Annotated in this window: 8 protein-coding genes; 2 read left to right on the forward strand and 6 right to left on the reverse strand. The window is 74.0% G+C overall.

The genetic code is table 11. The features are described 5' to 3' along the window. The first annotated feature begins 43 nt into the window (after window positions 1-43). Window positions 44-1,180 carry an ROK family transcriptional regulator gene (locus HTZ77_RS32945; protein ID WP_175593637.1) on the forward strand — a complete coding sequence of 379 codons (1,137 nt, stop codon included), beginning with the start codon at window positions 44-46 and terminating at the stop codon, window positions 1,178-1,180. Here HTZ77_RS32945 and HTZ77_RS46810 read toward each other — a convergent pair. The 4 genes from HTZ77_RS46810 to HTZ77_RS32965 all read right to left on the reverse strand — a co-directional run bounded on the left by HTZ77_RS46810 (window position 1,177) and on the right by HTZ77_RS32965 (window position 6,585). Next, window positions 1,177-3,126 carry a class I SAM-dependent methyltransferase gene (locus HTZ77_RS46810; RefSeq protein WP_235995542.1) on the reverse strand — a complete coding sequence of 650 codons (1,950 nt, stop codon included), beginning with the start codon at window positions 3,124-3,126 and terminating at the stop codon, window positions 1,177-1,179. The two genes, HTZ77_RS32945 and HTZ77_RS46810, sit on opposite strands and share 4 nt — an antisense overlap. A gap of 167 nt (window positions 3,127-3,293) precedes the next feature. After that, window positions 3,294-4,298, reverse strand: a complete 1,005-nt coding sequence (locus HTZ77_RS32955) for an enolase C-terminal domain-like protein (protein ID WP_175593638.1) — start codon at window positions 4,296-4,298, stop codon at window positions 3,294-3,296. A gap of 10 nt (window positions 4,299-4,308) precedes the next feature. Beyond that, window positions 4,309-5,703: an MFS transporter gene (locus HTZ77_RS32960; RefSeq protein ID WP_205304164.1), complete on the reverse strand. Its 1,395-nt coding sequence runs from the start codon at window positions 5,701-5,703 to the stop codon at window positions 4,309-4,311. Between the two features lie 114 nt (window positions 5,704-5,817). Beyond that, on the reverse strand, window positions 5,818-6,585 hold the full coding sequence (locus tag HTZ77_RS32965; RefSeq protein WP_175593639.1) for a TetR/AcrR family transcriptional regulator C-terminal domain-containing protein: 768 nt from the start codon (window positions 6,583-6,585) through the stop codon (window positions 5,818-5,820). Between the two features lie 102 nt (window positions 6,586-6,687). On the opposite strand from HTZ77_RS32965, the gene HTZ77_RS32970 reads away from it, so the two are divergent. After that, the gene (locus HTZ77_RS32970) at window positions 6,688-8,133 is read left to right on the forward strand and encodes a DHA2 family efflux MFS transporter permease subunit (protein WP_175593640.1); all 1,446 of its coding nucleotides are present in this window, start codon (window positions 6,688-6,690) and stop codon (window positions 8,131-8,133) included. Between the two features lie 12 nt (window positions 8,134-8,145). Here the strand turns inward: HTZ77_RS32970 and HTZ77_RS32975 are convergent, their stop codons facing one another. Next, window positions 8,146-9,267 carry a VWA domain-containing protein gene (locus HTZ77_RS32975; RefSeq protein WP_175593750.1) on the reverse strand — a complete coding sequence of 374 codons (1,122 nt, stop codon included), beginning with the start codon at window positions 9,265-9,267 and terminating at the stop codon, window positions 8,146-8,148. A gap of 8 nt (window positions 9,268-9,275) precedes the next feature. Next, window positions 9,276-11,588: a DUF5682 family protein gene (locus HTZ77_RS32980; RefSeq protein ID WP_235995543.1), complete on the reverse strand. Its 2,313-nt coding sequence runs from the start codon at window positions 11,586-11,588 to the stop codon at window positions 9,276-9,278. Between the last annotated feature and the right edge of the window lie 10 nt (window positions 11,589-11,598).

The following is an 11,598-nucleotide window of genomic DNA, read 5'->3' on the forward strand; positions in this document are numbered from 1 at the left end:
CAACACGTTGCTGGCGGAAGTAGATCGATGGTATGCATCTCCCATGAAGCAGCGGCTGCCCGTACAGGGGGCTCAGGGGGACCTGTTACGGCTCGTCGCCACCGGCGCGGCCGAGTCTCGCGCCGGCCTGGCCCGCATGTCGGGACTCGCGGCGTCCAGCGTGTCGCTGCGCGTGGAGGAGCTCATCGAGGCGGGACTGCTGGTCGAGGAGGGCTCCGGCACCTCGCGCGGCGGACGCAGGCCGCGCCGGCTGTGCCTGTCGCCGACGGCCGGCGTGCTCGCGGTCGCCGACCTCGGCGCCCACCACGCCCGGCTCGGGCTGCTCGACCTCAGCGGCGCCCCGCTGGTGGTCGAGGAGGTCCCGTGCGAGATCACCGAAGGGCCCGAGGCGACGCTCGACCTGCTGTCGGACGCGTTCGACCGCCTGCTGGCCGAACGGGTGCCGCCGTCGGTGCCGCTGCGCGGCGTCGGGACCGGCGTGCCCGGCCCCGTGGACCCGGCGACGTTACGCGTGGTGACGCCCTCGCGCATGCCCGGCTGGAACGACTTCCCCGTCGCCGACCACCTGCGCGCCCGCTACGACCTGCCCGTCCTGGTCGAGAACGACGCCAACCTCATGGCCGCCGGCGAGGCCCGCTCCTGGCCGGGCCGCGAGAACCTCATGGTGCTCAAGGTCGGCACCGGCATAGGGTGCGGCGCCATCGTCGACGGCCGCCTGCACCGCGGCCGGGGCGCGGCCGGCGACATCAGCCACGTGCGGGTCAGCTCCGACTCCTCCGTGATCTGCGCCTGCGGCCACCACGACTGCCTGGAGGCGTACGCCAGCGGCGCCGCCCTCATCGCCGCGCTGGCCGAGGCGGGCATCGAGGTACGGCACACCTCCGGCGTCGTGGACCTGGTCAACGACGCCGTGCCCGAGGCGACCAGCATGGTCCGCACCGCCGGGCGCCGTATCGGCGAGGTGCTCACCGTGCTCGTGAACTTCTTCAACCCAGACGTGGTGGCCGTGGGCGGCAGCCTCTCGGCGGCCGAGCCGCTCATCACCTCGATCCGGGCCGCGGTGTACGAGCGGTGCCTGCCGCTGGCCACGCGCGACCTGGAGATCGCGCCGGCACGGGCGGGCCGGGACGCCGCCCTGCTGGGAGCGGGTTCCCTGCTGCTGGACGCCGTCCTCGCCTAGCTCATGAGGCGGTGGAAGGTGGCGCGCCAGCGGCGGCGGCCCGGCTCGCGCAGGTCCTCGATCTCGCCCACCCCGAGCCCGCCGACGGCGAACGCGGTGATCTCCGCCCTGGTCAGCGGCCACGGGGGCGCGCCCACGGGGTCGCCCTCGTCGCGGCCGGAGGCGATGACCAGGAGCGTGCCGCCCGGCCGGACGAAGGAGGCGACGCGCTCGATGGCGTCCTGGTGCAGCGGCTCGGGCAGCGCCTGCACGGTCATGATCTCCACGACCAGGTCGAACGCGCGGCGCCATGCGGCGGGCGGGTCGAGCAGGTCGGCCACCTGGTAGGAGACGGCCGTGCCGGGGAAGCGCTCGCGGGCCAGGCGCACGGCCGACTCGCTGACGTCGAACGCCGTGGTGTCGTGGCCGAGGGCGGCCAGGTGCTCGGCGTCGTCGCCCAGCCCGGCGCCCACGACCAGCGCCTTCGGCGAGTCGCCCTCCTCGGGCTTGCGCCCCGCCGTCCAGGCGACGAGCAGCGGGTGCGGGCCGCCGGAGTCCCAGGGGACGACCGCCTCGCCGGCCGCCGACCCGGCGTACAGACGCTCGAACCAGCCGGTCGGGTCACCACCGGCCAGCGACTCCCCGGCGAGCCGGCGGGCGTCCTCATCGGGATCCTTACCGGTCATTTCGCCCCCTTCGCGAAGCTCTGCGGCGATCTTCCCGGCCAGTTGTACCACGTCCACCTTGTCCCCTTCGGGGCCGGTCAGGAGGCGCTGCCGTACGGGGTCGTCGTGGGCGTACCCCTGGTGGCGCAGGCCGACCTGGAGCAGGGGCAGCAGGACGCAGACGGCGCGGCTGGGGTGGGGGCACACGGTCTTCGCGTGCCACCAGTCGAGCTCCTTGAGGCGGCCTTCGTCGGCGAGGCGGATCAGGTCGGTGAGCTTGTGGGAGTCGCCGAGGACGGCACGGGCGGCCGTGCGGAGCCGTTCGAGCTGGTCCTCATGGTAGAAGAGCCACTGCTCGGCGGTGATGTCCGCCAGTGAGAGCGCCGCGGGACGCAGGGCCGGCTCCATCAGGTAGTGGCGAAGCAGGACCTGGCCGAGTCTGCGGTCCAGGTCCTCGGACACCTCGGTGATCACCGGCTCGGTGACGGCCTCCACAACCGCACCGGGTTTCCAGCCGATCTCCTCCAGCAACCTCCGTTCGTGCCCGTCGAGCTCCTCACCCGTGTCCGCCTGGATGCTCGGGCCCATCCTCGTCATGAGGTCGTCCTCGGTGAGCGCCCGGCCGAAGGAGCGGTAGACGTCGGTGACGAAGGTGGGCGGGTGAATGCGGACGACGTAACGCTGGAGGTGCCAGGCGAAGGCGTCGGCGATCTCGTCCTCCCGCCGGATCACGCGTTCCAGGGTCGTCACGCCCACCAGCTCGGCCATGGCCTCCCACAGGTCGTGCCGCACCCTGTAGGCGTGCGCGCGCAGCCACGGCCGCCACGGCGACGTCCCGCCCCGCGCCGCGTTGCCGACGTCGTCCGAGTTGAGGGCCAGCAGGTACATCGCGTGCCACGGCACCGTGCGGGCGAGGAGGAGCTCCCGCGTGATGATGACCCGGAGTTCCTCCCTGGTCAGCCCCAGGAGCAGCGGCATCCCCAGCATGACCTCGCCGCGGAAGCGGCCACGCCACACCAGCACCTTCGCCCACGCGTTCACACGCACCGCCGGGAGCGGTCTGTCCCAGCCCGCCAGTTCCGCGGCCTCCGCCACCAGGGCGCGCAGCCCGGCAGGGTCGTCCAACGGCAGGCGGGGGTTGCGCCAGCGATACCGGGTCGGCCGGTAATGGACGGCCAACGCCAGCACCACGAGGCCGGCCGCCGCGTAGACGAACACCTGGAAGATCACGGGCATGCCGAACCCGTGGAGCTGGAAGTAGCCCCACGCCGCCCCCACGCTCAGCGCCGCCAGCAGCGCCATACCCGCCGCGTATCTGGACCACGACGCCGCGGGAAAGGACGGCCGCCCCCACATCAGCCACAACAGTCGGACCCGCCACCACGTGAGCCCCGCCACGTCCTCCACCGCCCCGCCCCTCCCTCGCCACCCGTAGGCGATCAAGGTAGAGGGAGCGGATCACACCCGGGTCACGCCCGGAAGTGGTCCTTGGCCAGGCGCCGCACCCGCGCCTCGTCGATAGTGTGCCCCAGGCCGGGCTGCGTCAGCGGCACCGCCACGACGCCCGCGTTGGCGCCCACGATGGGCGTGACGATCTGGTTGGCGCGCGGCGGCTGGGTGACGTCGCACGGCAGCGTGCAGCCCGGCAGGCTGGCCACCGCGACCGTGGCCGCCCGGGCCAGGCCCGCGCCCTGCCCGCCGGCGCACTGGATGTCCCAGCCGGCCGCCGCCGCGCGGTCGTGCGCGCGCCGCGCCCCCGTGAGCGACGGGAACGCCGTGGGCCGCAGCAGCAGCACGCGGGCCGCCCGCAGCGTCAGGTAGTCGTCGAGCTCGGCCGCCGAGCGGACCTCGACGGCGACCGCGGCCGACACCTGGTCCTGCAGCGCGGCGTGGCGGTAGACGTCGCCCACGGCGAACGGCCGCTCGATGACCTCGACGCCGTAGGAGTCGAGCGCCACGAGCTGGACGTCGTCGGTGTAGGAGCCGCCGCCGTCCACGGCGAGCGTCAGCGCGGGGTACGCCTGGCGCACGGCCCGGACCGGCTCCACGTCCCAGCCGGGCCGGACGTCGAGCGTGACGTGGCCGTATCCGGCGCAGACCTGCTGGTTGACGCGGGCGACGAGGTTCTCGGCCGAGGTGTCGGGCGTGAGGCGGACGGTGGCCATGAGCGAGGTGCGGTCGCCGCCGATGGCGTGGGCGAGGGGGACGCCGCGCATGCGGGTCCACAGGTCCCAGCAGGCCATGTCGACCGCCGGGTCGCTGGCGGGGAGGGCGTCGGGGTGTTCCCAGTCGACGCCGATCAGCAGGGCGCCGAGCGTCTCCTCCAGCCGGGAGAACGTCTTCGGATCGGGGGCGAGGGCCTCGCCCCATCCCGTCATGCCGGCGTAGTCCGTGAGCTTGACGAGCAGGCTCTCGGACCGCCTGCCGAACGGCAGGACGATCCGATAGACCTCGACCTCACGCACTCGCGGCATGTGCCCCCCTTTATGACGCGGCTCCCTCCAGTGTGCCCGCCTTGGCGGACTGGGCAAAACGGGGCGCCACGACGACCGCCAGCACGGCCAGCGCGAACGTGAACGCCAGCCCGACCAGATACGACTCGCCGGACGCGGTGAACAGCGCTCCGGCGCCGGCCACGGCCACGACCGTGAAGACGGACTCGCCGACGCCCACGGCGGCGGTGTTCCCGCCCTCCTCCCCCGGCCTGGACATCTCCAGCACCATGACCGAGACCGTCGGGTGCAGGACGCCGATGCCGAGACCGGAGATCGCCATGGCGACGTGGGCCACCGCGAGCGGCGCGGCGTCGATCAGGACGAGCGAGACGAGCGCGATGCCCACGGCGATCAGGGCGGCGCCGCCGCGGACCGCGGCCACGTTGCCGATGACGCCGCGGCCCTTGATCCAGGAGCCGGTGGACCAGCCGAGCGCGCCGATGGTCAGCACGATGCCGGCGCCCGTCGGGGACAGGTCGCGCTCGCTCCTCAGCATGAGCGGGATGAGCACCTCGGTGGCCATGAGCGCGCCGTACGCGAGGCCGCGCAGCACGGGCGCGGTGGGCAGGCCGCGGGCGACGCGCAGGGATCCGGGCAGCAGGAGCTTGGGCAGGCCGACGGCCAGCAGGACGACGCCGGCGGCGAGCAGGGGCAGCCCGGCGAGCTTGAGCGCGCTGCCGTACTGGATGAGGGCGGCGGCGACGGCGGTCAGCGTGGCCCAGACCAGCTTGCCGCCGAGGCGCGCCGGGGGCGCGCCCTCCGGGTCACCGGCGCCGCCACGGGCCGCGTCGGCGCGGCCGGCGATGCCGCGCCAGAGCAGCAGCGCGGAGGGGACCACGATCAGCGACACGCCGAGGAAGATCCACCGCCAGTCGGCGTTCTCCACGACGAACCCCGCGATGGCCGGTCCCACCATGGACGGCACCACCCACGCGGCCGAGAACAACCCGAACACCTTGGGGTGCATCACCGGCGGGTAGAGCCGGGCGACCAGCACGTACAGCGACACCTGGACGAGGCCCGCCCCGAGTCCCTGCACGAACCGGCCGGCGACCAGCACCTCCATCGTGGGCGCGAACCCGGCCACCAGCAGCCCGGCCACGAAGCTCGCCACGCCCGCCGACAGCGGCGCGACGGGGCCGCGCACGTCGCTCCACCGCCCGCCGAGCACGGTCGCGATCACACTGGCCGCCAGGGTGGCGCTGAACGCCAGGTTGTACAGGGGCATGCCGCCGAGTTCGCGGGCCACCACGGGCATGGCCGTGGCCACCGCCATCGCCTCGAACGCCACCAGCATGACCAGGGCCACCAGGCCCACGCTGAGCGTCCGGTAGCTGGCGGAGACCACGCCGGGGACGGGGGGAGCTTCCAGAGTCGTTGTCATACCGGCACGCTAGAGTTCCGGCCCTCGCGGCACATCGGGCCCGGGTCCTAGGCAATTCGGCCTAAGGACGCAGGCCGGGGACGCACGCCGCACCGATCCCCGCCTGGGTGGAGTTCAGGACCCCGGTCTGTCCCCGCCGGCGGGCATGCGCGCCGCGAGGCCGTCGAACAGCAGGTCCAGCCCGTACCGGAAGCGGGCCTCGCCGCCGTCCGCGACCAGGACCCGCGCGTGCTCGCTCAGGTGCGGGAACCGGTCGGGCGGCAGCGACGTGAAGTACTCCTCGATCTGCGAGACGTACATGTGGAAGTACTCGCTGAGCCTGGTGTGGCCCAGCGCCTTCATGCGCGGGTAGTGCAGCGAGCCCTCGAAGGCGTCCGCGCAGACGTAGAGGATGATCCGGTCGAAGGCGAGCGAGGCGTCGCGCGGCGGCATCCCGGCGTCGACGAGCAGGCCGAACATGAACTCGGACAGCCGGAGCGCGTTCGGCCCGGTGGGGATGCTGGCCAGCGCCGCGCGGGCGACGTCGGCGTGGCCGACGATGACGCGGTGCAGCTCCAGGGCGCACTGGCGCAGCAGCGTCAGCCATCGGGAGGGGTCGTACTCCGGGAGCCTGACCTCGCCGAGCACCCGGTCGTAGATCAGCTCCAGCAGCTCCTCCTTGGCCGAGACGTGCGCGTACAGCGAGGCCGGGCCGGTGCCCAGCTCCTGCGCGACCCGCCGCATGCTGAGCGCGTCGAGCCCTTCGGCGTCGAGGACCCGCAGGCCGGTGTCCACGATCAGCTCGCGGCTGAGCTGGGGTCTCGGCTGCGAGGACTTGCGGGCCTTGCGCCAGGGCGGCAGGGGGACTTCCGGGAGGTCATCGTCACTGTTCGCGCTTCGCATACGAACACTGTACTTGACACGAACACCGTTCGCCACTAAAACGGTGTTCGTTGACGAACGGCGTTCGTAGATCACGAACGATGTTTTCAAGGAGATTCCCCCATGACCGTCACCGCACCCAGCGCCGTCACGACGCTGCAACCCCACCGCTGGCGCTGGCCCGCCCTCGGCGTCATCCTGGCCGCCGAGGTCATGGACATGCTGGACGCCCTCATCACCACCATCGCGGCCCCCACCATCCGCCAGGACCTCGGCGGCGAGGAGAGCCTCGTGCAGTGGCTCGGCGCCGGCTACACCCTGGCGATGGCCGTCGGCCTCATCACCGGGGGCCGGCTCGGCGACCTGCTGGGCCGCAAGAGGATGTTCCTGATCGGCGCGGCCGGGTTCACGGTCATGTCACTGCTGTGCGGCCTGGCCGGCGATCCCGAACTGCTCATCGCCGGCCGGGCGTTGCAGGGCCTGTTCGGGGCGGTCATGCTCCCGCAGGGCCTCGGCATGATCAAGGAGATGTTCCCGCCGGAGGAGTTGGGCAAGGCGTTCGGCGCGTTCGGCCCGGTCATGACGCTCGGGTCGGTCGGCGGGCCGATCCTCGGCGGGTGGCTGGTCGACGCCGACCTGTTCGGCGCGGGCTGGCGGATGATCTTCCTGATCAACCTGCCGCTCGGGCTGGCCGCGGTGCTGGCCGGGCTGAAGTTCCTGCCGGAGGTCCGGCTCACCGACGCCACCAGGCTGGACCTCGTCGGCGTGCTGCTCGTGTCCGCGGCCGCGTTCCTGCTCGTCTACCCGCTCATCCAGGGCCCCGAGCTCGACTGGCCGGTCTGGACGTTCGCCTCGATGGCGGGCTCGATCGTGATGTTCGCCGTCTTCGCCGTCTTCGAGTCGCACCGGGCCAGGAGCGGCAAGGACCCGCTGGTCACGCCCAGCCTGTTCCGCAAGCGGGCGTTCACCGGCGGGCTCGTCGCGGGGCTCGCGTTCTTCTCCGGCCTGATCGGCTTCAGCCTCGTCCTGTCGCTCTTCACCCAGGTCGGCCTGCACTACAGCCCGCTCAAGGCCGGTCTCACGTCCCTTCCGCAGGCGCTCGGCTCCGTGGCCGGCTTCGGCCTGGCGATGTCGGGCCTGCAGGAGAAGCTCGGCCGCGGCCTGCTGCAGATCGGCGCCGTGGTCATGGCCGCCGGCGCCGTGGTGTTCGGGGTGACCGTCCACCTCACCGGTCTGGACGTCTCCCCGTGGCAGCTCGCCCCGGGCCTCGCGATCGCCGGGATCGGCATGGGCATGATCATGGCGCCGTTCTTCGACATCGTGCTGGCCGGCGTCGACCACCGCGAGTCCGGCTCCGCCTCGGGCACGCTGACGGCCGTGCAGCAGCTCGGGGCCGCGCTCGGCACGGCCGTCCTCGGGACGTTCTTCTTCCACCTGCTCAAGGCGCAGTGGAGCTTCGGCGCGGCGATGCAGGCCACCGTGTGGGTCGAGGTCGGGCTGCTCGGGCTCACGCTCGCGCTGTCGTTCCTCCTCCCGCGGCGCGCCCAGACCGACCAGCCGGCCCACTGACGCCGGCGCCCGTCACGAGGTGTGGCTCTCCACCCAGTGGTCCAGGTCACGCCGCTCGATCGCGGCCGCCATCAGCTCGGGGAAGGCGTCGGGCGTGCACGCGAAGGCGGGCACGCCCAGCGCCGCGAGCGCGGCCGCGTTGTCGTGGTCGTACGACGGAGCCCCCTCGTCGGACAGGGCCAGCAGCACGACCACCTGCACGCCCGCCTGGGTCATCGCGGCGACCCGGCGCAGCATCTCCTCCCGCGCCCCGCCCTCGTACAGGTCGCTGACCAGCACGAAGATCGAGTCGGCGGGGCGGGTGACGAGCCCCTGGGCGTACGCGACGGCCCGGTTGATGTCGGTGCCGCCGCCGAGCTGCGTGCCGAACAGCACCTCCACCGGATCGTCCAGCCGATCGGTGAGGTCCACCACGGCCGTGTCGAACACCACCATCGACGTCCGCAGCGACCGCAGCGACGCCAGGACCGCGCCGAACACCCCCGCGTACACCACCGAGGCCGCCATCGACCCGCTCTGGTCGACGCACAGCACCACCTCGCGCCGCACCGCCCGCTGCCTGCGGGCGTGCCCGACCAGCCGCGACGGCACGACCGTGCGGTGCTCGGGCAGGTAGTGCGACAGGTTCGCCCGGATCGTCCGGTCCCAGTCGATGTCGGCCGCCCGGCGCGGCCGGTGGGTGCGGGCGGAGCGGTCGAGCGCCCCGGTGACGGCCGCCCGGGTCTTCTGGACGAGCCGCCGTTCGAGCTCCCGCACCACCGTCCGCACCACGGTCCGGGCCGACTCGCGCGCCCGGTCGGGCATGACCCGGTTGAGCGCGAGGAGCGTGCCCACCAGGTGGACGTCGGGCTCGACCGCCTCCAGCATCTCCGGTTCGAGGAGGAGGCGGGTGAGGTCCAGCCGTTCGATGGCGTCCTTCTGCATCACCTGGACGACCGTGGACGGGAAGTACGTCCGGATGTCGCCCAGCCAGCGGGCCACGCGCGGCGCGGAGGCGCCGAGCCCGCCCTCGCGCTCGTAGACGGCGGACAGGGCGCCGTCCATCGCCGCGTCGGACCCGTGCAGCGCCACGCCGGTGCCGTCGGCCTCCCCGCCGCCCAGCACCATCCGCCACCTGCGCAGCCGCTCCTCCATGCCCTCACTCACCCGTTGTCTTCCTCGCTCATGTCCGCGCCCTGGGCGGGGGCGCCGGTGTCCGTTCCCCCGGCGGGGGCGCCGATGATGGCCAGCACCGTGGCGACCGCGGGAGCCGCGCGGCGCTCGTCCAGGTCGCGCTCCGGCCGCCGCACGTGCCGCCCCGCCGACCGCACCCGCTCCCCGACCGCCCGTCTCTCGGGTACGGCGAAGCCGCCGAACGTGCGGCGCAGCAGCGGCAGCACCTCGGTGAACTGGTCGCCGGACAGCCCGGTCAGCCATCCGTCCACGAGCTGCAGCAGCCGGGCGTCGTGCACCAGCAGCAGCCCGCCGCCCGCCAGGAAGCCCTCCACCCACGCCGCCGCCCTGGCCGGCGCCTGCCCGCGCGACATCGCCCGGGACATGCGGTCGGCCGCGTCGCCGAGCTCGCCGGCGTCGAGCAGGATGCGGGTGAGCCGCCCCTCGATCAGCCCGTGCAGGCCGGGCCGCTCGCTCAGGTTCCGCAACGCGCACAACCACCGCGCCCGCACGTTCCCGACGGCGTCGGTCGGCGCGTCGAGGAGGGCGACCACCGCGTGGACCGCGTCGATGTGGCCGAGCAGGGTGGCCGCCGCCTCGTCGTCCAGCCCGGTCACCGCCGCCGGCAGCCCGACGCGGATCCGGTCCAGCATCGACCGGACGATCACCGCCAGCCCCTCGGCCGGGGTGCCGCGCACGTCGCCGTAACGCTGCGCGCGGGCCATCGCGGGGAGGGCGGCCATGAGGCGGGTGACGTCGGTGTCGAGGGCGGCCCTGGCGGACAGGGCGGCCAGCACCTCCGGCAACGCGTCCGGCAGCTCGGCCAGCAGGCACCGCTCGACCAGATCCGCCAGCTCGGCCAGCGACACCGCGGCCCCGGCCCCGGCCCCGGCCCCGGCCCCGCCGGAGGCTGTGCCGTCGCCCGCGGCCAGGTCACGGGCGCGCTGGGTGGCGGCCTCGACCACCGTGACGCCGAGCGCCGCGCCCTCGATGAGCGTGAGGTCGAACTCGGGCCGCCACCGCAGCCTCCACGTCTCCTTGAACGTGCCCTTGCCCCGCGACTCCCCCGGCGTGCCCCAGCCCACGTCGAGCAGCCGCAGCCGGTGCAGCAGGTGGCTGCGTTCGAGGTCGAGCGGCTTGCGCAGGTCGAGGGTCACGTCGCGGTCGAGCGCCTCGGGCTTGAGCCGCAGCCGCCGCTGCTGGTCGCGCAGGTCGCGCTGGAGCGGCACCATGGGCGTGCGGTCGGTGACGTGGCCGAGGCGGTCGCCCACGACCATGCGCCGCTGGATGAGCTCGACCGCCAGCTCGTCCCCCTCGCACAGCACCGCCCGGACCGCCTCGGTGACCTCGCCCAGCCCGGCGAGGGGGCGTCCGCGCAGGGTGGCGAGGCCGTGGGAGAGCCGCACCGCCTCGATCACGTGCGCGGACGACACCGCGAGGCCCTCGTCGCGCAGCACGGCCGCCGCCGCGCTCAGCCACCGCTCGACGGGCCGGTCGGGGGCGGCGAACAGGTGGTCGTACCAGCCCGGCGACGCGACCCCCGCGCCGTAGCCGCTCCACCAGCCCAGCCGCCCGTACGTCCACGGCACCCAGGTCAGCTCCGCCTTCACCTTGGGCAGGCCGCGCAGCAGCGCGTCGTCGGCCCTGGCCGGTGGCAGCGGCCCGGTCAGCGCGGGGACGTGCCAGGCGCCGCAGATCACCGCGATCCGCTGGTGCCCCTGCTTGAGGGCCTTGCGCAGGGTCTTGCGCATGTACGCCTCGCGCCTGGCCTCCCGGCCGTCGGGCGCGTAGCCCTGGCGCACGGCGGCCATCGCCTCGGCGATCACCTCGAACGGGGTGTCGCCGCGGTGCTCGACGACGTCCTCCCACCAGCGTTCGGGGTCGTCGTAGCCGGCGGCGCAGGCCAGGGCGGCGATCGGATCCAGCCGCACCTCCACGGGCGCCGCCTCGCCGGCGTCGTCCTGGTCGCCGTCCGGCGGGCTCGGCGCCGGATCCGCGAGGGTGTGCGCGGCGGGCAGGTCGCAGAAGCGCACGGGCACGCCGTGCTCCGCCCCGTGCAGGATGGCCTGCCACTCGGGCGAGAACCGGGCGAACGGCCAGAACGCCGCGCTCGACGGCGCCCCGGGGACGTGCGCCAGCAACGCCACCGGCGGCTCCAGCTCGGGGGCGAGGGCCACGAGCGGGTCGGCCTCCGGCGGCCCCTCGACGAGGATCACGTCGGGCCGCAGCCGCCGCAGCTCCTCTCGCACGGCCCGCGCCGACCCGGGCCCGTGGTGGCGCACCCCCAGGACCGAGACAGTCATCGCATCTCCT

It is taken from the genome of Nonomuraea montanisoli (assembly GCF_013363975.1).
GTDB classification, from domain to species: Bacteria; Actinomycetota; Actinomycetes; order Streptosporangiales; family Streptosporangiaceae; genus Nonomuraea; species Nonomuraea montanisoli.